This is a genomic window from Ligilactobacillus sp. 110_WCHN (genome assembly GCF_030518115.1).
Classification (GTDB): domain Bacteria; phylum Bacillota; class Bacilli; order Lactobacillales; family Lactobacillaceae; genus Ligilactobacillus; species Ligilactobacillus aviarius_C.
Window position 1 is genome coordinate 44,995 of the sequence record NZ_JAULLI010000001.1, and the last position, 25,147, is coordinate 70,141.

Below are 25,147 nucleotides of genomic sequence, written 5' to 3' on the forward strand. Positions count from 1 at the left end.
ATGTGCTATAATCTTTAGCGTGTCAATTTAACTAATTATTAGAATTAAAGAATAAAAAAGAAACTAGAAATCATTAAAGAAAGGTTGAAGCGCATGGCAAATAATAACTATGGCGACGATTCAATCCAAGTTTTAAAGGGACTTGAAGCCGTTCGGAAACGTCCCGGGATGTACATTGGTTCAACTGATTCACGCGGACTACATCACTTGGTCTACGAAATCGTTGATAATGCGGTTGATGAAGCATTATCAGGATACGGAAAAGAAATCGATGTGACGATCCATGCCGATGAATCAATTACCGTTTCAGACTATGGCCGGGGAATGCCGGTCGGAATGCATGAAATGGGGATCCCAACAGTCGAAGTTATTTTTACCGTTTTGCACGCCGGCGGAAAATTCGGTCAAGGCGAATATAAGACATCCGGTGGACTCCACGGGGTTGGGGCCTCGGTTGTTAATGCTTTGTCTGAAAAATTAACGGTCAATACGGTCCGCGATGGCGTTGAATACGAAGAAGACTTTGTTAACGGCGGCCAACCAGTTGGAACTTTGCGTAAAATCGGTAAAACTTCAAAGAAGAGCGGAACAACCGTTACCTTTAAGCCAGATCCAACGATTTTTTCAACGACCCATTATAATTACGATACGCTGGCTGAACGGTTGCGTGAATCAGCTTTCTTATTGAAGGGCGTTAAGATCACGTTAACGGATGAACGTGACGGCGGGGAACAGGATGTTTTCCATTTCGAAGAAGGAATCAAAGAATTCGTTGCGTACTTAAATGAAGATAAGGATACATTGGGCGATGTCATGTACTTTGAAGGTTCAAAGGACGGCGTTGAAGTTGAAGTCGCAGCCCAATACAATGACGGCTATTCAGAAACGATCATGTCGTTCGTTAACAATGTGCGGACGAAGGATGGCGGAACGCATGAAGCCGGAATGAAATCAGCATGGACAAAGGCATTTAATGAATATGCCCGTAAAGTGGGATTGTTAAAGGAACGTGCGCGGAACTTAGACGGTAGTGACGTTCGCGAAGGCCTTTCAGCAATCGTTTCGGTTCGGATTCCAGAAGAATTATTGCAATTTGAAGGCCAGACGAAGGGAAAATTGGGAACTCCCGAAGCCCGGTCAATCGTTGATGGCGTCGTTAATGAGCAGTTGCAATACTATTTGATGGAAAATGGAGAGTTTGCCCAAGACCTTGTTCGAAAAGCAATGAAAGCGCGGGATGCCCGTGAAGCAGCGCGGAAAGCCCGCGATGAAAGCCGAAACGGAAAGAAGCGGCGGAAAAAGGATCAATTGCTTTCAGGGAAACTGACGCCTGCGCAATCGAAAAACGCGAAGAAGAATGAATTGTTCCTTGTCGAAGGGGATTCTGCCGGCGGTTCAGCTAAGCAAGGCCGTGACCGAAAGTTTCAAGCAATTCTTCCGCTTCGAGGTAAGGTTTTAAATACTGAAAAGGCCAAGCTGCAAGATATTGTTAAAAATGAAGAAATCAATACAATGATTTATACGATTGGGGCCGGCGTTGGTGCTGATTTCAAACTTGAAGATGCCAATTACGATAAGATCATTATTATGACCGATGCGGATACCGATGGCGCGCACATTCAAACGTTATTACTGACATTCTTCTATAAGTACATGCGGCCGTTGATCAATGCTGGTCGAGTATACATTGCATTGCCACCATTGTATAAGTTGCAAAAGAAAGTTAAGAAGAAGTTAAAGGTTCAATACGCATGGACCGAAGATGAATTGCAACAGGCAACGAAAGAATTTGGCAAGGGTTATACGTTGCAACGGTTTAAGGGACTTGGTGAAATGAACGCTGATCAGTTATGGGAAACGACCATGAATCCTGAAACGCGGACGTTAGTACGGGTAAAGATCGACGATGAAGCAGTTGCCGAAAAGCGGGTCACAACGTTGATGGGTGATAAAGTTGAACCCCGACGGAAATGGATCGAGCGCAACGTTAAGTTTTCACTTGAAGAAGATGGCAGTCTGTTAGATACGGTTGCTGCTGAAGGAGCTCACGGAACTGGAAATGCAGATTCGGCTAAGGAAGCAGAATATTATTCAGAATCCCTTTTTGATGATGATTTTCTTAACAATCCAGATGAAAAGGAGGACTAGCAGTTGAGTAAACAAAGCAACATTCAGGAATTATCCCTTGAAGCGGTTATGGGTGAACGGTTTGGCCGGTATTCAAAATATATCATCCAGGAACGGGCACTGCCTGATATTCGGGATGGATTGAAGCCGGTTCAACGGCGGATCCTCTATGCAATGAATGAAGATGGAAATACCTATGACAAAGCTTTCCGCAAGTCAGCGAAGTCGGTCGGAAATGTTATGGGGAATTTTCACCCGCATGGCGATTCCTCAATTTATGAAGCATTAGTTCGGTTAAGTCAGGACTGGAAATTGCGGGAACCGTTAATTGAAATGAATGGAAATAACGGTTCAATGGACGGCGATCCGGCGGCTGCAATGCGGTATACTGAAGCGCGGTTATCTGAAATCGCATCTGAAATGTTGAAGGACATTGATAAGGATACGGTTGAAATGGTTCTGAACTTTGATGATACCGAATACGAACCAACCGTTTTACCGGCGCGCTTTCCAAACTTATTGGTTAATGGAGCAACCGGAATTTCTGCCGGTTATGCAACTGAAATTCCAACCCATAATCTTGCCGAAACGATTCAAGCAACGATCTATTTAATGGATCATCCCGATGCAACCCTTGAAGATTTGATGAAATTCGTTAAGGGGCCTGATTTCCCAACCGGGGGAATTTTGCAAGGAATTGATGGAATTAAGAAGGCTTATCGGACAGGCCGGGGACGAGTTGTTCTTCGTTCACGGACTTCGATTGAAAAAATTAAGGGCGGCAAGCAGCAAATTGTTGTCACTGAGATTCCGTATGAAGTTAATAAGTCATTGCTAGTCAAGAAAATCGATGAAATTCGCCTTTTGAAGAAGGTTGAAGGAATCGCGGAAGTTCGAGACGAAAGTGACCGTGAAGGATTACGGATCGTGATTGAGTTGAAGCGCAATGCGCAAGCTCAAGGAATTTTAAATTACCTGTTTAAAAACACCGACTTGCAAATTTCGTATAACTTCAACATGGTGGCAATCAATAATAAGCGGCCGGAACATGTTGGCTTGAAGCAAATTTTAAGTGCTTACGTTGATCATCAACGGGAAGTTACTGGCCGCCGGACCAAGTTTGACCTTGATAAAGCTCAGGCCCGGAAACACATCGTTGATGGATTGATCAAGGCCTTGTCGATTCTTGATGAAGTGATCCATACGATTCGGCATTCTGAAAACAAGAAGGATGCAAAGGATAATTTAGTTTCAAAGTATGATTTCACTGAAAAACAAGCGGAAGCAATCGTTTCGTTGCAATTGTATCGCTTAACCAATACTGATGTAACGGCGTTAGAAAAGGAAGCTGCTGAATTAACCGAAAAAATTACGCGGTTCCAACAAATCTTGAATGACCCGCAAGAACTTGATGGGGTTATTAAAACTGAATTACAAGAAGTGGCTAAAAAATATGGTTCTGCGCGGTTGACCGAAATTCAGGATGAAATTTCAGAATTGAAGATCGATACCAAGGTTACGGTTGCCGAAGAGGACGTAATGGTCTTGATCTCGAAGCAAGGTTACGTCAAACGTTCATCGATTCGATCATACACGGCTTCAGGTGAACAGGACAATGGGTTGCGTGACGAAGATCAGCCCGTTTTCCAAGGAAAAGTCAATACTTTAAATCATGTTTTAATGTTTACGAACAAGGGAAATATGATTTATCGGCCAGTTCACGAAATTACGGAAATGCGCTGGAAAGATACGGGCGAACACCTTTCCCAAACGATTGGCTTGGATGCAGATGAATTTGTTTTGCACGTTGAAGTTTTGAAATCCTTGAAAGCAGATGGCAAATTTGTAATTGCAACGAAGGAAGGACTGATCAAACAGACCAAGTTAGCTGATTTGCAACCAGGGCGAACATATCGCTCACGGGCCAGCATGTATATTAAGTTAAAGACCCCAACGGATGAAGTTTTAACCGTTGAATTTGTCAACGATGACCAACCACGGCAAGTCCTTGCGATTACTCATGGCGGTTATGGTTTACGTTATGATTTAAGTGAAGTCTCTGTTTTAGGGGCTAAGGCCGCCGGAGTTAAGAACATGAATCTGCGGGATGATTACTTGAGCGCAGTTAAGTTAGTCAATGATGATGCAGTAATCGGCATTATTACTCACCGCGGAGCATTTAAGCAAATGAAGGTCAGCGAAATTCCACAAACGACCCGGGCACGGCGCGGGGTTCAAGTTCTACGTGAATTGAAACGCAATCCGCACCGCGTTGCAGCGGTTGTACTGATCAAATCGGGTCAAGAAATTCACGTGATCACCGATCATAATGAGATTGTCTCAATTGATCCTGCTGATCATCCGTTAAGTGATCGTTACTCAAATGGTTCATTTGTTTTAGATACTGAAACGCAAGGAAACGTAATGCATGCTGAATGTATTTTAAAGGATGAACCTGAAGAAGATAAAGAATAGCAAGGTATTAATCTAATTGAAAGAGGTTGTGACATAAGAGTCGCAGCCTTTTTATTAGTTCAAGAATTTTAAAAATCTTAATCTTTTCTTATAAATTATTTTGTATAATGACCTTTATTGTTTGAATTCGAAACGAAGAGGAGCGTATTTGGAAACATGGAATATCCAATTATTCTTTGTGAAGATAATCCAGAACAATTAGCAAATTTGACCTCGATTATCAATGATTTTAATATGTTTCATCCAAACCAATATAAGTTGGCATTTAAATCATCAGATCCGCATGCGATTGAGGAATACATTAAAGAAAGCTCAGTTGAAAAAGGGGTCTATTTCCTTGATATTGATCTTGGATCAGATATTAACGGGATCGATCTTGCTCAATGGGTTCGGAATCACGATATTAGCGGAAAAATTATCTTTGTTACAACCCATACAGAGATGGCGCCGTTAACCCTTCAACGCCAGGTTGAACCGCTTGGATTTATCACGAAAGATATGGGTTATGAGCAAATGCGCATCGAAATCGTTGATACGTTGAATTTGGCATATGAACGGATCGAAAAAAAGGCTCTTGAAAATGACAAGATGTATTCATTTTCAATTGGCAACCAAGTATTAAACTTCGAAGAAAAGAAAATTATTTATATTACATCATCAGATAAAGCTCACCGGGTAATTTTGGTTACGCAAGATGGGCAGTATGAATTTTTCGACAATATTGCTAATTTGGAAAAAGAAACTGGATTATTGAAAGTTTCACGTTCATTATTGGTTAATCCGAAAAATATTGAACGTGTCGACTACAAAATGCGCGTAGTCTATTTCAAAAACGGCGATGAAGAGGTCTTTTCATTAAGTAAGACGAAAGCACTGAAGCAAGCACTGTTAAATGAGAACGAAGAGTAAAAGGCTGACGAAAGTCGTCTTTTTTATTGATTATTATCGAACGTGTGTTCTTTTTATGGTAAAATAATGCATGCGAGGTGAGAAAGAATGAAATATTATGCGGTTCGGCGAGGGCGAATCCCCGGAATTTATTCGAATTATCTTGATGCATGGAAGCAAACTCAAGGATTTTCGAATGCAAAAATGAAAGCTTTTAAAACTTTAGGTGAGGCCAAGACGTTCGTCGACAAGGTGCCAAATCGATCTCAGAAGAATATAACTGGCAATTTTTATGTGGTTGACTTTAAAGAACAGGAAACGGTTTTCCTTTCAACTGAACGAGTCGTGAATTTTTTAATTGGACATCCCGGAGCAACTCTGCGGCGGTACCTTGATTTTGGGGAATTATTACAAAATATTCGTAAAAAAGGAATTGTTTTATACACGGATGGTTCATTCATTGAAAGTTATGGTTGTTATAGCGGGGCGTTTGTTGCGGTTGATGCGGAGAAGCATGTTGTTCATGAAGAACGATTTACGGGACAGCAAACGCGATTTATTGAAGCGCGGAATAATGCTGGAGAAGCATTAGCAATCGTGCGCGCGTTAAAGTGGGCGGTTGCGAACCAGTATCAAGAAATAATGATCGTAACGGATAGTGATAATATCGTTCGGTGGATCAACGGCAATCGTTCAAACTTACCGATTTGTAATTATTTTATCAATCAGCTTAAACATTTTCGCCAAAATTCGCAGATTGAAATTCATTTTAAAGTTGTCAAAGCCCACGCCCAAACATATTATAATAACTACGTTGATCAGCTTACCCGTGAAGTGATTTACAAGGAAAAGGCTGATAATCATTTATATTACAAGTTGATGAATGATGATCAGTTTTTGCGTGATTTTTTAAATAATCATCCATCTGCGTTCACTGCTTTACAAACCGAAACATTTCATTTTTATCGGGCAAAAGAATTGAATACGCAAGCAATTAACTGGGTTCCAGCTGAACAGGCAGTTGTGATGATTGGAGATCTTCCAAATACATATGGCACGTATTTAATGTTGTTGTATAATCAAGGATCCCGGTTAAAACAGATGGTGGGGAAGATCCATTCCCGAAACTTATTTGTTAAAAATTGAATGTTTGGAAATATAAAAAAGAATAAGGTGTGATAAAACGTTAAAACGAGCGTGATGGAAGCAGAAAAGCGAACGAATCGCGCCAGCATAGATTCGGAGGTTTCGAACTTCCAAGTAGCTCGTTTGTTTTGGAACCCGATTATGCGGGAATAACAAAGAGACTGCAACTTATGTCACAGTCTCCCCTTAATACTTAATTATTTGCTGAATTCTTTGATGATTGATTTGATATCACCAATCACTTTCTTTTGTTCAACATAACTTTTGATTTTTGAATCATCATCGCTGACATTTGAAAGGGTTCCAATCAAATCATCAACTTTACGTTCAATTTTGTTAACGGTGCTGTTTTCGTCATTGATCCAATTTTGGACTTCTTTTTCGGATTGCTTTTCGGCCCGTTCTTCGACATGGTCAATTTTCTTTCCATCGCGAATGATGCTGTGCAGATCATGTAACGCTTTTTCTTGATCGGCGAAATGAGCAAGCTTATTTTCAGCACTTCCCATCTTGGATAAATTGATATCAAGTTTTTCAATTTGATCATTGATCTTCGTTAATAACTTTGCTTCTTCCTTTGCGTAATCCATAAGTGATAACCCCTTATAATTAGTTTATTTGTAAAATTCTCTTTACAAGTTTATTGTAATAGCTATTGAATTTAAAGTATAAGAAAACGGCTTTAAATAATTACGATTGGCGGTTTCTTAAGCAAAAAGCAAAATAATTTAGTAAGATTTACAAATCTGGAGGTTAAAAATGGGCGAAATCGATTTTAAAAATGTAGATATTGAAGGGTTAGAAAGTTCACCATTTACTGAGGAGCTTGCCGGATTAAGGGCCAATGAAGCCCGGTATTATTGGAATCATTTTAAAACAAAGTTTGTTACTTTCCCAGCATCTGAGCGACCAGACATTATTCAAATGATTGATCGAATCGTTGCTGAACGGGATTTGAAATTTAATTATCAACCGCTTGAAGTGGCTGACTTTACGACTGAACGTGTCCGTCACTTATACGTGTTTTATCAAAATGGATTGTCGATCAATGTAATGTATGATCTCGATGATCCGCAAAAGCGGGCCGTGGGCTTTAAATTAAGCGACCACATGGACGTTCCGAAAGAGTTTGAAGGTAAATTCAAATTTGCGAAAATGCGGTCCAAACTGGCGGGGACGATTCGCGGCAGTTACGTTAAAATTAAACAGGAGTATCCACTTTAAACAAAACGGGGTTGTGTCCTTGGACCACAACCTCGTTTTCATTTAATCACCGTTAAAATATCAGATAAATAAAAATAATCGTTTAAACGTGGAAAGTAACTGTAAATCTCACGAACTGCTGAATCATAGTCAGAAAATGAAAAAGATTGAGTGATTCGTTGATGAATCAGTTGTCGAAGTTTTTGGTATTTGTGGTTGACCTTAACTAAACTCGAAAGGTTCATTGGATCGCCATGCCCCGGGCACCACGTTTGGATTTTAAACGTCGTTAAAATCTTCTTGATATTCTGTTCGTATTCCTGGTTCAAAAGGCAAAGTTTTTGGTTAACCGGATCAATGTCTAAAAGAACGTTAAAGTAAATTCCTTTTAAAATCAGGTCCCCGCCAAAAAAGAAATTATCCTTTTGAAAAACAATGTCGGCCGGTGAATGACCGCGTAAACGGTGAATCCGAATAGAAGAAACAGGTAACCGATTCAAATCTTTAAAGTTAACGTTTTCTAGGAAAGGTAAAAAACGCTTTTGAAGCTGAGCCTTTATCTGATCAATGGCATGCGGCGGAATGCCCAAGATTTGCAGTTGTTGGGTTTGTTCTTCAATTGCATTTAAATATGCAGTTGTTCCGTAGTATCGGACTCCTGGATCAGCATAGACTGCGGTTTCTTCAGGAAAGTACTTTAACAATCCGACATGATCTGGATGGTGGTGGGTTATAACCACGGATACCTGTTTAAGGTCGATTCCAAGGCTTTTCAAATTTTGTTGTAATTCCAAATAACATGGGTAGTTATCAGGACCTGCATCAATTAATAATTTTTCATTTTTGAGAAAATAAACATTAACTTGTGGGGCACGGGAATCTGTTTGAGCCATTTTCATTAAATAGACGTCAGATGTAATTTGTTTCATTGAATTAACCTACCATTTGCACAAGCATGATAATGCCGATAATAATGAAGAAAATATCAAGGAAAACAGCTAACTTTTGATCATTGATCTTGTTGGCATACTTTGATCCGAGCATTCCGCCGATAACAGCACCGATAGCTAGTAAGATTCCATAAAGGAAATTAATGTGTCCATGCGTAAAATATCCTACGTCAGATGAAAGGGCCGTGATGGCCATGATCAAGGTCGATGTTCCAACCGCTGTATGCATTGGGTATCCAAGAATTACAACCAACGCAAGCAAAATCATGACGCCGCCACCAGCACCGAAGATTCCGCTAATAATTCCGATGGCGATCCCGATTAAAACGGCGGTTAAAATCTCAGTCCATTGATGTTTAAAATTGATTTGTTTTTGCGGTTTTTGATTTCCTTTTTTCGCTTTCCGCAACTGACTGATTCCAGAAAAAATTAATAAAACACCGAACAGGCCGGAAAGGGTAATGCCTTTAGTTTGGTTGGCGATGGTTGCTCCAATTTGCGCTCCGATAATTGACGCAATTGCGATCCAAAGACCGGATTTTAATTCAACATGGCCCTTCCGATAATAATTGTACGATACAACGATCGAGGTTACGATATCAACGAAAAGACTGGTTCCAATTGCAGTATGAACATCAACGTGAAAGAGCATTGAAAGGGTTGGTACAATCAGGGTAACCGCGCTGGCACCAACAAGACTCGTGATTCCGCCAGTGATCAAACCGATAATAATTAGGACCCCGTATAACAGATAAGTCATTTAATTCACCCCAATAATTATTGTTTTCTATCGAGTAAGTCTAGCATAACTGCGAGATGAAGGTTAATAATTCGGTTGGTTTCGAAATTAATAGGTGTAATCTTGATTAATAATTGGTATAATTTGAAATAAAGTATTGAAAGGACTGTGGATGACATGAAAATTTTTCTTCAACAAATTCAAATAAAACGCCTTGTTTTCGCCCATCGACATCCACGAATGCATGAAATTGAAAAATAATGAACCAGAAAGAAAAATTTGAAAGAATGGACGAAGTTAAATGGAAAATAACAAAACAAAGAAACTCGGATTATTAAGCCTGGCAAGTGTCGTTTTGAGTGCGATGCTTGGGGGCGGAATTTTTGATTTACCGAAAAACATGGCATCGGTTGCAGGAGCAAAAGCTCAAATTATTGCTTGGATCGTTGTCGGAATTGGAATGTGGTTTGTAACCTCAATGTTTTTGAAACTGACGGAATTAAAACCGGATTTAACGACGGGATTATACAAGTATGGCGAAGCCGGTTTTGGAAAGTTTACAGGCTTTTTTGTTTCATGGGGTTACTGGATTTGTGAGTGTTTCTCAAACGTTGCATATGCGGTTTTGATTATGAGTACGCTGAATTATTTCTTTCCAGAAAAGTTTAGCGGCGGAAATAATTGGCCATCAGTCATTGGCGCCACGATTATTTTATGGGGAATGACGTTTATCATTGCATACGGAATTGAACAAGCCGGTTGGGTAACGGTTGTTGGGACGGTTGTCCGGATGGCTGTTATCGCATTGATCATCGTTGCATTGGCAATTCACTTTAAGTGGGTCACGTTTACAACCAACTTCAGTGCATCCCAATCAATTCCAGCGTTGCATGATCAATCGTTGGGAAGCATCCCCCACCAAGTTTTGAAGACCATGACCGTTACGCTTTGGGCGTTCGGTGGAATTGAAGGCGCAGTTGTCTTATCAGATCGGGCCAAGTCACAGCTTGAAGTTAAGCGGGCAACGGCGATCGGCTACTTTATGTGTCTCGCATTGTACATCATTGTTTCATTGTTACCGTTAGGATTGTTATCTTACGGTGAAATTGCCCGGATGGTATCACCATCAACGGCTCAATTATTGACGTTAGCAATGCACTGTTCAGCCGGGCGGTTGATTATTGCAGCCGGGTTGATCGTTTCAGTTTTGTCATGCTGGTTATCATGGACAATGATGTTAGCCGAAATGCCGTTTGCCGCTGCAAAGGATGGAGCGTTTCCAAAGATTTTTGCAAAGGAAAATAAGAAGCATGTTCCAATCTTCTCGCTTTTTGCAGCAACGGTCGTGATGCAATTGATCATTTTGCTATCACACTTTGCAAACGATGCCTTTCAAATGGCATATACGATCGTGGCAACGATGACAGTTCCGCCATACTTTATTAGTGCATTATATTTGATCAAGCTTTCAATTAAGCAAGCAAATTATCCGGGACAAAAAGGCCGGATCAGTGCATTGATAACTGGGATTTTGGCTGCCTTGTTTACCTTGATTATGGGGATTTCAGCTGGAATCAATTACGTGACGATTGCGTTTATTGCATACGTGATCGGAATCCCATTGTTTATTAAGGCGCGGAAAGAACAAGCTCCTGGAGAACCGATTTTCACCCGGTATGAAAAATGGTTTGCCGCTGCAATTGTGATCGTTGCTATCGGTGGAGTTGTTTTACTTTTGAAATAGTAAGCAGGTGAATTAGTGGGAAGTTATTCAGACGAAGAGTTTACGGGAATTGTTGTCAGCCGACAAGATTACCGGGAACGCGATATGCTAGTAACGATTTTAACTGACCGCTTTGGCTTTAAGACGTTTTTTATTCGGGGAGCGCGGAAACGCGGTTTTCGAATGCAAGCTGCCATTTTACCGTTTACTCACGGAACTTATATTGGAAAAATCAATGATGATGGGTTGTCATTTATTACGACGACGAGGGAAGTTGCTCAGTACCAAGAAATTTCGCAAGATATTGAGCTTAACGCGTATGCCTCATATATTCTTGGATTAGCTCGCCAAGCATTTGGTAATCAGCCAAACTTGGCGAGTTTATGGTTTACTCAGCTTGCAACCGCGTTACAATTAATTGACGAAGACTATGATCCAGCCATCATTACCAATATTATCGAGGTTAAGTTACTTGGATGCTTTGGAGTCCAACCGAACTGGCAGGCATGTGCAGTTTGCGGGCGCGATGATCTTCCGTTTGATTATTCTGAAATGTATGGCGGACTGTTATGCCAGGAGCACTGGCATTTAGATGAGCACCGGTTACATTTAGATAAACGGACGATTTACTTTTTGCGGCAATTTAGCGTTGTTGATCTAACAAAATTGAATTCGATCAGCTTAAAAGAAACGACGAAGCGTAATTTACGGCGGGCGCTGGATGAAATTTATAACAGTCAAGTCGGCGTTTACGTCAAAGCGAAAAAATTTATCGATCAGATGGGATCATGGGATAAAATTCTTAAAAATAAAAATAATTAAAAACTTATTTATTTTATTTTAAACACTGGTATAATTTTTAGGTGTATTTTAAAAAGGCAGAAGGGATAGATTTTAATATGGATGCTGGCCAAGAAAAAGCTTTAGAAAAACTTGGAGCTTTTGAAATCAGTAGTCTAATGCTTAAATTAGCAAAGAAAAATAATCATAAATTTTTAAATGCAGGGAAAGGAAATCCAAACTGGATCAATACCAAGGCGCGATTAGCGTTTGCCCGGTTAACGGAGTTTGGGATCGATGAATCGCAACGGACGATCAATCGGCGTGATTTAGCAGGTTTCGTTGAAAAGAAAGGAATCACTGAGCGCTTAAAAGATTTTCTTGATCCGCAAGCCTATGAAAATGACCAATTTATTTTGGACATTTTGGACTATGTTTCACAAAAATTGAACTTGGATTTGGATGGTTTCGTTGCTGAATTAACAAACGGAATCATGGGAAATACTTATCCAACGCCGAACCGGATTTTGAAAAATACCGAAGTTATTTTGAATAAGTACCTCGAATCAACGTTATATAACGGCGTGCAACTTGCAGATTCAACGAAGTTATTAGCAACTGAAGGCGGAACGGCTGCGATTGTATATCTTTTCCACTCATTGGCTGAAAACCATTTGATCAAGCCCGGGGATAAGATTGCAATCAATACACCGATCTTCACGCCGTATTTGCAAATTCCAAAGTTAAACGATTATGAATTAGTTGAAGTTAAGCTTCAAGCTGATCCAAATAATGATTGGAAGGTTAATCCGGACGAATTGGATAAATTAAAAGATCCTTCAATTAAAGCATTATTTATCGTTAATCCAACTAACCCAGCTTCACGGGCATTTGACGACGATGTTTTAAATAAGATTCGGGAAGTTGTTAAGGAAAATCCAAACTTAATGATCATCACGGATGATGTTTACGGGACATTTGTTGATGGCTTTCAAACCGTTTACAGTGTTGCGCCAGAAAATACGTTATTGATTTATTCATTTTCAAAACTTTACGGCGCAACTGGTTGGCGGTTAGGGTTGCTTGCAATGAATGAAAATAACATTTTTGACCGGTTGATTCATGAATTGCCGGCGGATGAACAGGCCGCAATCAATGACCGGTACCGGTTAGTTGAAACTGATCCGGATAAATTGCCGTTTATCGAACGGATTGCCGCTGATAGCCGGTCAATTGGACTTTATCATACTTCCGGACTTTCAACGCCGCAACAAATGATGGAAGTTCTGTTTGCATTGACCCACTTAGTTTATGCAAACGGCTCAACGGATGCGTATATCGATGAATGCCGGTACGTGGTTAACCGGCGGTATACTGATTTAGTTAAGGGGCTTGGAATTGAAGCGGACAATTCACGGACAAATGCTAAATACTATACTTTGATCGATATTTACAAGCTTGCTGAGGAGAAGTACGGCAAGCAATTCAGAAAGTACTTTGAAAAATCATTTGCTCAAATTGATTTCTTGATGAAGCTTTCTGAGGACAATGGGGTTATTTTAATGGACGGAGTTGGTTTCGGGACCCAACCAGGGATTATTCGGGTTTCAGAAGCCAACTTACCAAGCAAGGCCTATGGGGTTATTGCTGAAAAGATCAACGAATTGCTTGAAGAATACTATGAAAAGTATTTAAAGACCAAGAAGTAATTCATTTTTAGGGGAAGATTTTGATATGGGAAAAAGTCGAAAATTATCGCTGTTTGATTTTCTTTCGTTAACGGCGTTGATGGTATTAACGGTTTACGAGTACCCGACCTTTGCGACGGCTAAATTATATTTATTATTTTTTGTAATCATTTTCGGAATTTTTTGGTTCTTGCCGATTTCACTGGCAGCAGCAGAAATGGCAAGTGTAAAAGGATGGGAAGATGGTGGCGTCTATGGCTGGGTTAGCAATGCGCTAGGCCAGCGATGGGGTTTTGCCGCCATCTTTTTTGAATGGTTTCAAGTTACGGTCAGTTTTGTAACGATGAGTTACTTTATTTTAGGTGCTTTAGCATCCATTTTTAACTGGTCAGCGCTAAATACCGATCCAGTAATCAAGTTTATTGGGGTCTTAATTATCTTTTGGGGATTGACTCTGACGCAATTGAAGGGCACCAAGCGGACGGCCCAGATTGCTCAAGGAGGATTTGTTGCCGGAATTTTGGTTCCGTCAGTTATTTTTTTAGGGCTTGCCATTTTATATTTAGTAAAGGGCGGGCATAGTCAGATTCCAATTAGTTGGCATGCGTTTGTGCCGAATTTTACGCAACTTTCAACGCTGGTTGTAGCGTCTTCATTTATTTTAGCGTTTGGCGGCATTGAGGCCTCAGCCCCACATGTTAATGAATTGAAAAATCCGCAACGAAATTATCCGTTAGTGATCATTATACTGGTGGTATTAACGATTTTTCTGGACGGAACTGGCGGCTTAAGCGTTGCGATGGTTGTTCCACAAAAACAGCTTTCATTAAGTGCGGGTGTCATTCAGGCGTTTAATACGTTGATGCTGCATTTTACAAGTCAAATGACGTGGTTTGTAAAGCTGATGGCATTCTTGATTGCCTTTGGGGTTGCAGCTGAAATTGCATCGTGGATCATTGGCCCGTCAAAGGGAATGTACATCGCTGCGCAAAAAGGGATGTTACCGAAGACCTTCCGCAAATTGAATTCGAATGGGGTTCCTGTTCCAGTTTTGATTATGCAAGGAATAATTGTTACCGTTTGGGACGCAATTTTAACTTTTGGCGGCGGAACGGATAACGTTTCGTTTTTGGCGGCTGTTTCACTGACCGTGGTAATTTACCTGTTGTGCTATATTTTGATTTTTATCAGTTACTTTAAACTGATTTACCGGTATTCAACGAAGAAACGGACATATAATGCTCCCGGCGGTAAAATCGGTAAAACGATGCTTGCCTTTTCAGGATTGGCATTGTCGATTTTCGCACTGATTGTTTCGTTCGTTACGCCGGCAACATTATCACCGCTTCAGGGGCGGAAGTATCAAGTTGTACTGACTGTAAGTTTTGTGATCGCGGTCATTATTCCATTTGTAATTTATGCATTTCGTCATCGGTTTGGCGAAGCCAATCATCAATTCAAACTGCGTCATGTTCGCAGTGAAGACGTCAACCGATTTATTCATCCGATTGGCCGGGGTGAATTTTTGACAGAACATGATTTAAAATTAAAACGTCAGCAAAAGAAATAGGAGGAATGTTTTATGTTATTTGGAAAGAAAGATCAGGAAGAGTCAAAGTACTTGGATCCCATTTTTGGGAATCCAAATGAAGATGCTGATTTACCGAAATATAAACTTGCGCGGGAATCAATGCAGGCCGACGTGGCATACCGGATGGTTAAAGATGAACTGGAAGATGAAGGAAATGCCCGGCAAAATCTTGCAACTTTTTGTCAAACGTACATGGAACCTGAAGCAACCAAATTGATGGCGGAAACGCTTGAGAAAAACGCAATTGATAAATCTGAGTATCCGCGGACAACGGAAATCGAAAACCGGTGTGTCAATATTTTGGCTGATTTATGGCATGCTCCGAAAGATGGCAATTATCTTGGAACATCAACGGTTGGTTCATCTGAAGCATGCATGCTTGGCGGTTTAGCAATGAAATTTGCTTGGCGGAAACGGGCTGAAAAGCTTGGACTGGATTTGAATGCTCACAAACCGAACCTTGTAATTTCTTCAAGCTATCAGGTTTGCTGGGAAAAGTTCTGTACATACTGGGATATTGAATTACGAGAAGTTCCATTGGATGAAAATGATCTTTCGTTGAATATGGATACCGTAATGGATTACGTTGATGAATATACGATTGGAATCGTTGGCATTATGGGAATCACCTATACGGGACGCTACGATAACATTAAGAAACTCAACGATTTAGTTGAAGAATATAACAAGCATACCGATTACAAAGTTTATATTCATGTTGATGCGGCTTCAGGTGGCTTTTACACGCCGTTTGTTGAACCTGAAATCGAATGGGATTTCAAGTTGAAAAATGTTGTTTCAATCAATTCATCGGGACACAAATACGGCTTAGTTTATCCTGGAATTGGTTGGGTACTATGGCGGGATGCAAAGTTTGTTCCACAAGATTTGATTTTTAATGTTAGTTATCTTGGCGGTGAAATGCCAACAATGGCAATTAACTTCTCACGCAGTGCCTCACAAATCATCGGTCAATATTATAATTTTGTGCGTTACGGGTTTGACGGTTATCGTGAAATTCATCAGCGGACGCATGAGGTGGCGAAGTATATTATTAAAGAAATCAAGAAGACGGGCAGATTTAAAGTTGTCAACGGTGCACAGCATTTACCGATCCTGTGTTACGCATTGAAAGATGACCACGCTCAAGAATGGAATTTATACGATTTATCTGACCGGTTACGGATGCGCGGCTGGCAAGTTCCGACGTACCCAATGCCGGATAATCTCAACAATTTGATCGTGCAACGGATCGTTTGCCGGGCAGACCTCGGAATGAACGTCGCCATTGAGTTTATTGAAGACTTTAAGGCCTGTCTGGAAGAACTTGATCACGCGCACGTTTTAGCTCATCATAGCGATGAACAGAAGAAAACGACCTATGGCTTTACCCATTAATTAAAAATTAGCTTGCATTTATTGCCAATTAACTTGATAATTATCTAAGAATAAAAAATGATTTAGGTGAAATAAATGTTTTATGTTTTTCTGGATCTAGTCGGAATTACAGTCGGCGGATTATTGAGTAAACCGTTACAACGGTTCTTATCGGATAAACAAATCAGTTCAATGATGGAGATTGCAACGTTATGTGTTGGCATCATCGGAATTCAAGGAGCAATTGCAACGAAACAGCCGCTGCTAATGCTTGTTAGCTTAGTTGTCGGTTCGGTTGTTGGGGTTTGGCTGGACATTGACGGCAAGTTCAATCATTTTGGTGATTGGATGAAAACGAAATTTAAAACTTCTGACCCGCATTTTGCGGAGGGATTTATTACCGTTTTCATGATTGAATGTGTGGGTTCAATGTCGATCGTCGGGCCGCTCGACGTCGCGCTTGCGGGAAAAACAAGCTTAATGCTTTTTAAGGTAATTTTGGATTTGATTACCTCTCTGGTTTATGGTGCAATCTTTGGATATAGTGTATTGCTGTCAGGACCGTTTGTTTTCCTGTATGAAGCGATCATTTACGGATGCGCCTCGTTTATTCAACCATTGCTGAATGCAAGCACGATTAATGAAATCAGTGCTGTTGGCTCGCTTTTGATCGTTGCATTGGCATGTGATATTTTAGAGATCAAACACTTTAAAGTCGCGAACTTTTTACCTGCGCTTTTAGGGCCAATTATTTATGAAGCAGTTTTAATGTTCTGTAAGTAAGATTTGACAAGCTATCCGAATTAGACTATGATAGCGACAGAATATAAGAGAAGCATTGATGAAAAAGGGTCATTTAAGTTCAAAAGACAGCGAGTCTGGCAGGTGAAAGCAGACATGCGAATTTTAATGATTGGCATTTTCGGAGTTTCTTACGAATTAAGCTGCTAGGATCTCCTAGAAATAGGGTGGAACCGCGATTTGAAGAAGTCGTCCCTATGTAACCGAATTGGCGTTACATAGGGATTTTTTTGTGCGCTGATTCGTTTCTTCAAAATTTTGAATGGAGGAGCATTGAAATGGCAAAGAAATTATCAATGCAAGATATTATTTTAACTTTGCAACAATTTTGGGCAAAGCAAGGTTGCATGATCATGCAATCGTATGACACTGAAAAAGGTGCTGGAACGATGAGCCCGTATACATTCTTACGGGCAATCGGACCAGAACCATGGAACGTTGCGTACGTTGAACCATCACGCCGGCCGGCTGATGGACGGTATGGTGAAAACCCGAACCGGTTATATCAACACCACCAATTCCAAGTTTTGATGAAACCAAACCCAGATAACATTCAAGATTTATACTTGGATAGTTTGCGGGCATTAGGAATCGAACCTAAGGAACACGATATTCGATTTGTTGAAGATAACTGGGAAAACCCTTCAATGGGATGTGCCGGTGTTGGTTGGGAAGTTTGGCTTGATGGAATGGAAGTTACCCAATTTACATACTTCCAACAAGTCGGCGGTCTCGAAGTTAAACCGGTTGCTTCAGAAGTTACATACGGTCTTGAACGGTTATCATCATACATTCAAGATGTTAACTCAGTCTTTGATTTGGAATGGGCTGACGGGGTAAAGTATGGTGACATCTTCAAGGAGCCTGAATATGAACACTCAAAGTATGCCTTTGAAGAAAGTAACCAAGAAATGCTTTTAGATGCCTTTGATACGTATGAAAAGGAAGCTAAGCGGTTGATCAAGGAAGGCCTCGTTCACCCGGCATATGATTACATTTTGAAATGCAGTCATACATTTAACCTGTTAGATGCTCGTGGAGCTGTTTCAGTAACCGAACGGGCCGGTTATCTTGCACGGATTCGGAACATGGCAAAGGCGATTGCCAAGGTCTTCGTTGAAGAACGGAAGAAGTTAGGCTTCCCATTGATTAAGGACGAAGAATTACGTCAAAAATTATTGAAGGAGGATAAATAACATGTCACATACATTTTTAATGGAAATTGGCTTGGAAGAAATTCCAGCGCATGTTGTCACTCCAAGCGCAGCCCAATTAGTTGAAAAAACTGAAAAATTCTTAAAAGAACAACGGATGGATTTTGATGAAGTCCAAACATATTCAACTCCGCGGCGGTTGACGGTTAAGGTTACAGGCTTAGCTGATAAGCAACCTGATATCCAAGAAGAAGCTAAGGGCCCGGCTAAGAAGATCGCTTATGATAAAGACGGCAACTGGTCAAAGGCTGCTCAAGGATTTGCGCGTGGCCAAGGCGTTTCAGTTGATGATATCTTCTTCAAAGAACTGAAAGGCACAGAATACGTTTATGTTAAGAAGTTTATTGAAGGTAAAGCGGCTGCCGATGTAATGCAAGGCATGCGGGACGTTGCAATGGACTTGAAATTTCCAACCATGATGCGGTGGGGAACCAATGATTTCCAATATGTTCGTCCAATTCGCTGGATCGTTGCGATGTTAGATGATCAAGTTATCCCATTCAAGATTTTGAACATCGAAAGCGGTAACGTTTCTCAAGGTCACCGGTTCCTTGGAAAACCAGTTGAATTAAAGAGTGCTGATGACTACGTTGAAGCATTGCGAGCAGAAAAGGTGATCGTTGATGCTGCCGAACGGAAATCAATGATTCGCGGTCAAATCAATGACCTTGCCCAAAAGAATAACTGGAAGATCGTGATTGACGAAGACTTGCTTGAAGAAGTCAATAACCTGGTTGAATACCCAACGGTCTTTGCCGGATCATTTGATGAAAAGTACTTAAGTGTACCGGATCAAGTTTTGATCACTTCAATGAAGGATCACCAACGGTTCTTCTACGTGACTGATCAAAACGGCAAATTATTGCCAAACTTTGTTTCAGTTCGGAACGGGAATACGGAATACTTAGAAAACGTCGTTCAAGGGAACGAAAAGGTGTTAACTGCCCGGCTTGAAGATGCCAAGTTCTTCTATGAAGAAGATCAAAAGCAATCAATTGCCGATTACGTTGAACGTTTAAAGAAGGTTATGTTCCACGATAAAATCGGGACAATTTACGAAAAGATGGCCCGGGTGCGCTTGCTGGCAGCTCAAATTGGAAAGTTTGTTGGCTTAAACGACCAAGAATTAGCTGATTTAGACCGCGCAGCTCAAATTTACAAGTTTGACCTGGTAACCGGTATGGTTGGCGAATTTGCTGAATTGCAAGGGGTCATGGGTGGAATCTATGCCCGTTTGCAAGGTGAGAATGACAATATTGCAGCTGCAATCCGTGAAGAATACATGCCAACCAGTGCGGAAGGCGAATTGCCAACAACAAAGGTTGGGGCGGTATTATCGATTGCAGATAAGATCGATAGTATCCAAGCATTCTTTGCTGCTGGAATGATTCCAAGCGGTTCAAATGATCCATATGCATTACGGCGTCAAGCTTTAGGAATCGTTCGCATTGCCCTTGCTCGCAACTGGAAGTTATCTGTTCCGATGATGCTGAAATTCGTTGAAAATGCAATGAACGAACGGCCAGATCTGTACAAGAACATCATGCCAGGCGATGAACAAAAAGACATGCAACAATTTATCATCGATCGGCTTGCCCAAATCATGAATGGCGATAAGCAACTCCGTCACGATGTGCTTGATACGGTGGTTGCTAATCCTGAAAATGCGTTCGTTGATATTGAAGAAGCTGCAAAGATCCTTGGCAAGCACCTTGAAGACGACGACTTTAAGGAAACAATCGAAGCTTTGACCCGGGTTGGCCGGATGGCAAAGAAGGCGCCAAACTTTGAAGACGATGCTGTTTTGAAAGCTGAATTGTTTGAAAATGAATCTGAAAAGAAGCTTGCCGAAGCGGTTAAGAAAGTTGCAACGGCCTTTGAACAGGCTGATTTAGAAGAAAAATTCAATCAATTAGCATCATTAAAAGATCCAATCACCGATTACTTCGATTCAACCATGATCATGGCAAAGGACGAAGATGTAAAGCAAAACCGGCTCTTGCAATTAAAGCAAATTGCTGATTTAACAAAAGATTTTGGTGAATTAGATAATTTGAACGTTAAATAAAATTAATCATTAAGTTTGAAATTCCGATGGTAGCCGCCATCGGAATTTTTTTGGCTAAAATGCCTTAAACTTGCAACCGACAGCAATTCGCGGTATCATTTTGTTTGACTGTAAACAGTGGGTGTTTTTTACCCTTTTTTAGAGAGGAGAGGTCAAATGCGGATTCCACCAGAGCTGATTGATCAGGTGCGATCAGAGGTTAATATCTTGGATGTTGTTAGTCAAAAAGTGCAGTTGCACAAGTCTGGGAAAAATTGGTTCGGCTTTTGTCCTTTCCATCCGGAAACGACACCATCGTTTTCGGTTAATGAACAAAAACAAATTTTCAACTGTTTCTCGTGCCATCGGGGTGGTAACGTCTTTAAGTTCGTGATGGAAACGGAAGGATTAACTTTCCCAGAGGCTTTTCAAAAGGTCGCCGAAATGAGTGGAATCTCACTTGATCCGAAGTATACGCAACTTGGATCATTAAATGCCGCTGAATCATCTGAAAACGGGAAAATCATCAGTTTATATGCGCAAGCCACACAACTGTACCATCATATTTTGGTAAATACTGAGCTTGGTGAGGAAGCGTTGAATTACCTGCACGATCGCGGGTTAAACGATGACATGATCAACGAATTTAACCTAGGATTTGCACCGACAACCGATATTTTGAAAAACTTTGTAAAGGAAAAGCAAATCGATTATCAAGTTTTACGCAAATCAGGATTATTTGTTGAGCGGCCGCTGAACGCCGATGATCCGGTCGATAACTTAAATGACCGGTTTAAAGATCGGGTAATGTTTCCAATCAACGATGCAAACGGTCATCCAATCGCTTTTTCAGGAAGAGCATTACACACTGAGGATAAGACGGTTCCGAAGTATTTGAACTCACCTGAAACCCCAATTTTTAATAAACGACGGGTTCTTTTTAACCTGGATAAGGCAAAGGCAACGATTCGCCAAACTAAATCAGTAATTCTTTTTGAAGGGTTTATGGATGTCTTGGCCGCTTATCGGGCTGGAGTTAAGAATGGCGTTGCGTCAATGGGAACGAGTTTAACGGATGAACAAATTGGAATTTTAGCGCATCAGGCGCGGAAGCTTTCGATTTGTTACGACGGGGATGATCCCGGTCAAAACGCGACGAAACGGGCGTTAGAAATCATTCGTCCAAGTGAACGCTTTGATCTGGAAGTCATTAATTTACCGGATAAACTTGATCCGGATGAAGTCGTTAAAAAGTATGGCGAAGAAAAGTTTCGTGAAATCGTGCAGAATCAGCATGAAACACCGTTAAGCTTTTTCATGCACTTTTATGCGCGCAACCGCAACCTTGAAAATGAAAACGACCAGTTAGCATATATTTCCGATATTTTGAAAGAACTGGTAACGGTTAAAGATCCAATCGAGCGTGACTTGTATTTAAACCGGTTAGCATCGAAGTTTGGCGTTGAATACCGCAACCTTGAAAGCCAACTGCAATCTTTGATGGCTGAGCAACAGGCGCGGGAAAAGACCAATCTGAGGGCGAATGCTCAAACAACGGAACAGGAATTTGCAAATTACCAAAAAACGATCACAACGGTTACCGAATCCTTTGAAAAGCCGAAGTATTCGCGCGTTGAACGGGCTGAACGGTTATTGCTCTACCGGATGCTGCATGAACGGGATGTGTGGTTTAAGGTCCGTGAACTGGAAGACTTTAATTTCATTCATCAAAGTTACCAAACCCTTTATTTGTTAGCTGAGGAATACTTTAACCATGATGAAGAATTTGATGATGCAAAATTTTTGGAAATGATAAGTGACGATCAACTGCATTCCTTAGCAACTGAGCTTTTGATGGAAGAGTATCAGGGAATGGCAACTGATCAAGAAATTGAGGATTGCATTTCGCTAATTATGAATGAATATCCGCTTGATGAGAAAATTAAACGGCTTGATGAAAAGATCAAGAAGGCCAAACGGATGAATGATAGCGATAACTTAATGTCATTGATTATGGAAAAAACAAATCTTTTGCGCCAAAAAGATTTAATGAAATCAGAGAACTAATAGGAGGAATTGAGAATGCCTGCAAAGAAGAAAGTTCAAACTGAAGAACCAGCATTTAATGAAAAGACGTTTAAAAAAGAAGTTAATGCTTTAATTAAAGAATATAAGAAAAAAGGTCAAATTCAATATGATGAATTAAGCAAGCGAATTGCGGAACCGATGCACCTTGACGCTGACCAAATGGATAAGCTGATCGAACGAGTTGAAGATGCTGGGGTTTCAGTCGTTGATGAAGACGGTGAACCAAGTAAGGCAAGTTTGAAAGCTGCTAACCACACCGCTGAAGAAGCGAAAAAGGACGTTTCAGCTCCGTCTGGCGTGAAGATCAACGATCCGGTTCGGATGTATTTAAAGGAAATTGGTCGAGTTAACTTACTAACGGCAGATGAGGAGATTGATTTAGCTGTAAGGATCGAACAGGGTGATGAGGAAGCCAAAAAGAAATTGGCTGAAGCCAACTTACGGTTGGTGGTTTCAATCGCCAAGCGGTATGTCGGTCGGGGCATGTCATTCCTTGATTTGATTCAAGAAGGAAACATGGGCTTGATGAAGGCCGTTGAAAAGTTCGATTACCGGAAAGGATTCAAGTTCTCAACGTACGCTACATGGTGGATTCGGCAGGCGATTACGCGGGCGATCGCTGACCAAGCGCGGACAATTCGAATTCCGGTTCACATGGTTGAAACGATTAATAAGCTGATTCGGATTCAACGGCAAATGCTGCAAGACCTTGGCCGAGAACCAATTCCAGAAGAAATTGGGGCTGAAATGGACATGCCGACGCAAAAAGTGCGGGACATTTTGAAAATCGCGCAAGAACCGGTCTCACTTGAAACGCCGATTGGTGAAGAGGACGACTCGCATTTGGGAGATTTCATTGAAGATCAGGATGCAACGAGCCCTGCCGATCATGCGGCTTATGAATTATTGAAAGAACAATTGAATGACGTTCTCGATACATTAACCGATCGGGAAGAAAACGTTTTACGGTTGCGGTTTGGCCTTGATGATGGGCGGACCCGGACGCTTGAAGAAGTCGGAAAGGTCTTCGGCGTAACGCGGGAACGGATTCGGCAAATTGAAGCTAAGGCATTACGGAAGTTACGGCATCCATCACGGTCGAAACAATTAAAAGACTTTCTTGACTAGGGAATAAAGTGAACTAAGATATTTCGAATGGGATCGAAACTAAAGGAGGAATCCAACTTGGCAGATTCAAAAATGAATGAAAAAGAATTTAAGAACAAATTGAATTCACTGATCAAAGAATACAAAAAGGCAGGAAAAGTTCAATACGATGAACTTAACAAGCGTTTTGTTGAGCCAATGAATTTAGATGCTGATCAAATGGATAAATTTATCGAACAAGTTGAAGATGCCGGTATTTCTGTTGTCGACAAAAACGGGGAGCCGAGTAAAGCCAGTTTAAGGACCGCTGATCACACTGCTGAAGAAGCAAAGAAAGAAAACTCAGCCTCGCTTTTAACTGGGGCTAAAGCCAGTGATCCAGTTCGGATGTATTTAAGAGAAATTGGCCGGGTGCCATTGCTTTCAGCTGATGAAGAAAAGGAACTGGCATTGAAAATTGAACAGGGAGATGAAGAAGCTAAACAACACCTTGCAGAAGCTAACTTACGGTTAGTTGTCTCAATTGCTAAGCGGTATGTTGGCCGCGGAATGTCATTGCTTGATCTGATTCAAGAAGGAAACATGGGTCTGATGAAGGCGGTTGAAAAATTCGACTACCGCAAAGGATTCAAGTTCTCAACTTACGCAACTTGGTGGATCCGGCAGGCGATTACGCGAGCAATCGCTGACCAAGCGCGGACAATTCGGATTCCGGTTCACATGGTTGAAACAATCAATAAGCTGATTCGGATTCAACGGCAAATGCTGCAAGATCTCGGCCGGGAACCAATCCCGGAAGAAATTGGGGCTGAAATGGACATGCCAACGCAAAAAGTGCGGGACATTTTGAAGATTGCGCAAGAACCAGTTTCACTTGAAACGCCGATTGGTGAAGAGGATGATTCGCATTTAGGAGATTTCATTGAAGACCAGGATGCAACGAGTCCTGCCGATCATGCGGCTTATGAATTATTGAAGGAACAATTAAACGACGTTCTTGATACATTGACCGATCGAGAAGAAAATGTTTTGCGGTTACGGTTCGGTCTTGATGATGGGCGGACCCGGACGCTTGAAGAAGTCGGGAAGGTCTTTGGTGTAACCCGGGAACGGATCCGGCAGATCGAGGCCAAGGCATTACGGAAGCTACGACATCCATCACGGTCAAAGCAGTTAAAAGATTTCATGAGATAAACGAGGTTT

General features: G+C 41.1%; 19 protein-coding genes. 16 read left to right on the top strand and 3 right to left on the bottom strand.

From position 1 onward, the window contains the following. Positions 1 to 93 precede the first annotated feature (93 nt). From parE to Q3C15_RS00250, 4 genes are all read left to right on the top strand, one after another. Positions 94 to 2,148 carry a DNA topoisomerase IV subunit B gene (gene parE, locus Q3C15_RS00235; RefSeq protein WP_064208209.1) on the top strand — a complete coding sequence of 685 codons (2,055 nt, stop codon included), beginning with the start codon at positions 94 to 96 and terminating at the stop codon, positions 2,146 to 2,148. Positions 2,149 to 2,151: 3 nt separating this feature from the next. Next, positions 2,152 to 4,602, top strand: a complete 2,451-nt coding sequence (gene parC / locus Q3C15_RS00240; protein WP_302703427.1) for a DNA topoisomerase IV subunit A — start codon at positions 2,152 to 2,154, stop codon at positions 4,600 to 4,602. 156 nt (positions 4,603 to 4,758) lie between these two features. Then, positions 4,759 to 5,511 carry a LytTR family DNA-binding domain-containing protein gene (locus Q3C15_RS00245; protein ID WP_302703428.1) on the top strand — a complete coding sequence of 251 codons (753 nt, stop codon included), beginning with the start codon at positions 4,759 to 4,761 and terminating at the stop codon, positions 5,509 to 5,511. 87 nt (positions 5,512 to 5,598) lie between these two features. Further along, the gene (locus tag Q3C15_RS00250) at positions 5,599 to 6,636 is read left to right on the top strand and encodes a ribonuclease H family protein (protein ID WP_302703429.1); all 1,038 of its coding nucleotides are present in this window, start codon (positions 5,599 to 5,601) and stop codon (positions 6,634 to 6,636) included. Positions 6,637 to 6,833: 197 nt separating this feature from the next. Here Q3C15_RS00250 and Q3C15_RS00255 read toward each other — a convergent pair whose 3' ends face one another. Next, positions 6,834 to 7,226 carry a hypothetical protein gene (locus Q3C15_RS00255; protein ID WP_057827425.1) on the bottom strand — a complete coding sequence of 131 codons (393 nt, stop codon included), beginning with the start codon at positions 7,224 to 7,226 and terminating at the stop codon, positions 6,834 to 6,836. Positions 7,227 to 7,395: 169 nt separating this feature from the next. Between Q3C15_RS00255 and Q3C15_RS00260 the strand changes: the two genes are divergently transcribed. After that, positions 7,396 to 7,860, top strand: coding sequence for a phage tail protein (locus Q3C15_RS00260; RefSeq protein WP_302703430.1), 465 nt, complete (start codon positions 7,396 to 7,398; stop codon positions 7,858 to 7,860). Positions 7,861 to 7,898: 38 nt separating this feature from the next. Here Q3C15_RS00260 and Q3C15_RS00265 read toward each other — a convergent pair whose 3' ends face one another. Beyond that, positions 7,899 to 8,768 carry an MBL fold metallo-hydrolase gene (locus tag Q3C15_RS00265; protein WP_302703431.1) on the bottom strand — a complete coding sequence of 290 codons (870 nt, stop codon included), beginning with the start codon at positions 8,766 to 8,768 and terminating at the stop codon, positions 7,899 to 7,901. A 4-nt stretch (positions 8,769 to 8,772) separates the two neighbouring features. Then, positions 8,773 to 9,549, bottom strand: coding sequence for a sulfite exporter TauE/SafE family protein (locus Q3C15_RS00270; protein WP_057827428.1), 777 nt, complete (start codon positions 9,547 to 9,549; stop codon positions 8,773 to 8,775). A 280-nt stretch (positions 9,550 to 9,829) separates the two neighbouring features. On the opposite strand from Q3C15_RS00270, the gene Q3C15_RS00275 reads away from it, so the two are divergent. The 11 genes from Q3C15_RS00275 to rpoD (Q3C15_RS00325) all read left to right on the top strand — a co-directional run bounded on the left by Q3C15_RS00275 (position 9,830) and on the right by rpoD (Q3C15_RS00325) (position 25,138). Continuing rightward, complete coding sequence (locus Q3C15_RS00275; protein WP_283599096.1) at positions 9,830 to 11,272, top strand: basic amino acid/polyamine antiporter; 1,443 nt, start codon at positions 9,830 to 9,832, stop codon at positions 11,270 to 11,272. Between the two features lie 15 nt (positions 11,273 to 11,287). After that, positions 11,288 to 12,073 (top strand): DNA repair protein RecO, encoded by a 786-nt coding sequence (recO, locus tag Q3C15_RS00280; protein ID WP_289554913.1) that lies wholly within the window; start codon positions 11,288 to 11,290, stop codon positions 12,071 to 12,073. 77 nt (positions 12,074 to 12,150) lie between these two features. Next, positions 12,151 to 13,740, top strand: a complete 1,590-nt coding sequence (locus tag Q3C15_RS00285) for a bifunctional aspartate transaminase/aspartate 4-decarboxylase (protein WP_302703432.1) — start codon at positions 12,151 to 12,153, stop codon at positions 13,738 to 13,740. 25 nt (positions 13,741 to 13,765) lie between these two features. After that, complete coding sequence (gene gadC / locus Q3C15_RS00290; protein ID WP_302703433.1) at positions 13,766 to 15,289, top strand: glutamate:gamma-aminobutyrate antiporter; 1,524 nt, start codon at positions 13,766 to 13,768, stop codon at positions 15,287 to 15,289. 12 nt (positions 15,290 to 15,301) lie between these two features. Next, on the top strand, positions 15,302 to 16,708 hold the full coding sequence (locus tag Q3C15_RS00295; RefSeq protein WP_283579578.1) for a glutamate decarboxylase: 1,407 nt from the start codon (positions 15,302 to 15,304) through the stop codon (positions 16,706 to 16,708). A gap of 75 nt (positions 16,709 to 16,783) precedes the next feature. Beyond that, positions 16,784 to 17,470: a DUF554 domain-containing protein gene (locus Q3C15_RS00300; protein WP_064208220.1), complete on the top strand. Its 687-nt coding sequence runs from the start codon at positions 16,784 to 16,786 to the stop codon at positions 17,468 to 17,470. Between the two features lie 296 nt (positions 17,471 to 17,766). Then, positions 17,767 to 18,684 (top strand): glycine--tRNA ligase subunit alpha, encoded by a 918-nt coding sequence (gene glyQ, locus Q3C15_RS00305; protein WP_057827435.1) that lies wholly within the window; start codon positions 17,767 to 17,769, stop codon positions 18,682 to 18,684. A gap of 1 nt (position 18,685) precedes the next feature. Further along, positions 18,686 to 20,770, top strand: coding sequence for a glycine--tRNA ligase subunit beta (gene glyS, locus Q3C15_RS00310; RefSeq protein ID WP_302703434.1), 2,085 nt, complete (start codon positions 18,686 to 18,688; stop codon positions 20,768 to 20,770). 156 nt (positions 20,771 to 20,926) lie between these two features. Continuing rightward, positions 20,927 to 22,816: a DNA primase gene (gene dnaG / locus Q3C15_RS00315; protein WP_302703435.1), complete on the top strand. Its 1,890-nt coding sequence runs from the start codon at positions 20,927 to 20,929 to the stop codon at positions 22,814 to 22,816. 15 nt (positions 22,817 to 22,831) lie between these two features. Next, a complete protein-coding gene (gene rpoD / locus Q3C15_RS00320) occupies positions 22,832 to 23,965 on the top strand; it encodes an RNA polymerase sigma factor RpoD (protein ID WP_302703436.1) in 1,134 nt (377 codons plus the stop codon). A gap of 72 nt (positions 23,966 to 24,037) precedes the next feature. Beyond that, positions 24,038 to 25,138 carry an RNA polymerase sigma factor RpoD gene (gene rpoD, locus Q3C15_RS00325; protein WP_302703505.1) on the top strand — a complete coding sequence of 367 codons (1,101 nt, stop codon included), beginning with the start codon at positions 24,038 to 24,040 and terminating at the stop codon, positions 25,136 to 25,138. The last annotated feature ends 9 nt before the right edge of the window (positions 25,139 to 25,147 follow it).

What these genes read in the sequence shown, in the direction of transcription:
- Q3C15_RS00245 (WP_302703428.1), top strand. Translation starts at nt 4,759, where the DNA reads ATGGAATATCCAATTATTCTTTGTGAAGATAATCCAGAACAATTAGCA.
- glyS (WP_302703434.1), top strand. Translation starts at nt 18,686, where the DNA reads ATGTCACATACATTTTTAATGGAAATTGGCTTGGAAGAAATTCCAGCG.
- rpoD (WP_302703505.1), top strand. Translation starts at nt 24,038, where the DNA reads ATGAATGAAAAAGAATTTAAGAACAAATTGAATTCACTGATCAAAGAA.
- Q3C15_RS00250 (WP_302703429.1), top strand. Translation starts at nt 5,599, where the DNA reads ATGAAATATTATGCGGTTCGGCGAGGGCGAATCCCCGGAATTTATTCG.
- rpoD (WP_302703436.1), top strand. Translation starts at nt 22,832, where the DNA reads ATGCCTGCAAAGAAGAAAGTTCAAACTGAAGAACCAGCATTTAATGAA.
- parE (WP_064208209.1), top strand. Translation starts at nt 94, where the DNA reads ATGGCAAATAATAACTATGGCGACGATTCAATCCAAGTTTTAAAGGGA.
- Q3C15_RS00285 (WP_302703432.1), top strand. Translation starts at nt 12,151, where the DNA reads ATGGATGCTGGCCAAGAAAAAGCTTTAGAAAAACTTGGAGCTTTTGAA.
- dnaG (WP_302703435.1), top strand. Translation starts at nt 20,927, where the DNA reads ATGCGGATTCCACCAGAGCTGATTGATCAGGTGCGATCAGAGGTTAAT.
- gadC (WP_302703433.1), top strand. Translation starts at nt 13,766, where the DNA reads ATGGGAAAAAGTCGAAAATTATCGCTGTTTGATTTTCTTTCGTTAACG.
- Q3C15_RS00300 (WP_064208220.1), top strand. Translation starts at nt 16,784, where the DNA reads ATGTTTTATGTTTTTCTGGATCTAGTCGGAATTACAGTCGGCGGATTA.
- Q3C15_RS00255 (WP_057827425.1), bottom strand. Translation starts at nt 7,226, where the DNA reads ATGGATTACGCAAAGGAAGAAGCAAAGTTATTAACGAAGATCAATGAT.
- Q3C15_RS00260 (WP_302703430.1), top strand. Translation starts at nt 7,396, where the DNA reads ATGGGCGAAATCGATTTTAAAAATGTAGATATTGAAGGGTTAGAAAGT.
- glyQ (WP_057827435.1), top strand. Translation starts at nt 17,767, where the DNA reads ATGGCAAAGAAATTATCAATGCAAGATATTATTTTAACTTTGCAACAA.
- Q3C15_RS00270 (WP_057827428.1), bottom strand. Translation starts at nt 9,549, where the DNA reads ATGACTTATCTGTTATACGGGGTCCTAATTATTATCGGTTTGATCACT.
- Q3C15_RS00265 (WP_302703431.1), bottom strand. Translation starts at nt 8,768, where the DNA reads ATGAAACAAATTACATCTGACGTCTATTTAATGAAAATGGCTCAAACA.
- Q3C15_RS00295 (WP_283579578.1), top strand. Translation starts at nt 15,302, where the DNA reads ATGTTATTTGGAAAGAAAGATCAGGAAGAGTCAAAGTACTTGGATCCC.
- Q3C15_RS00275 (WP_283599096.1), top strand. Translation starts at nt 9,830, where the DNA reads ATGGAAAATAACAAAACAAAGAAACTCGGATTATTAAGCCTGGCAAGT.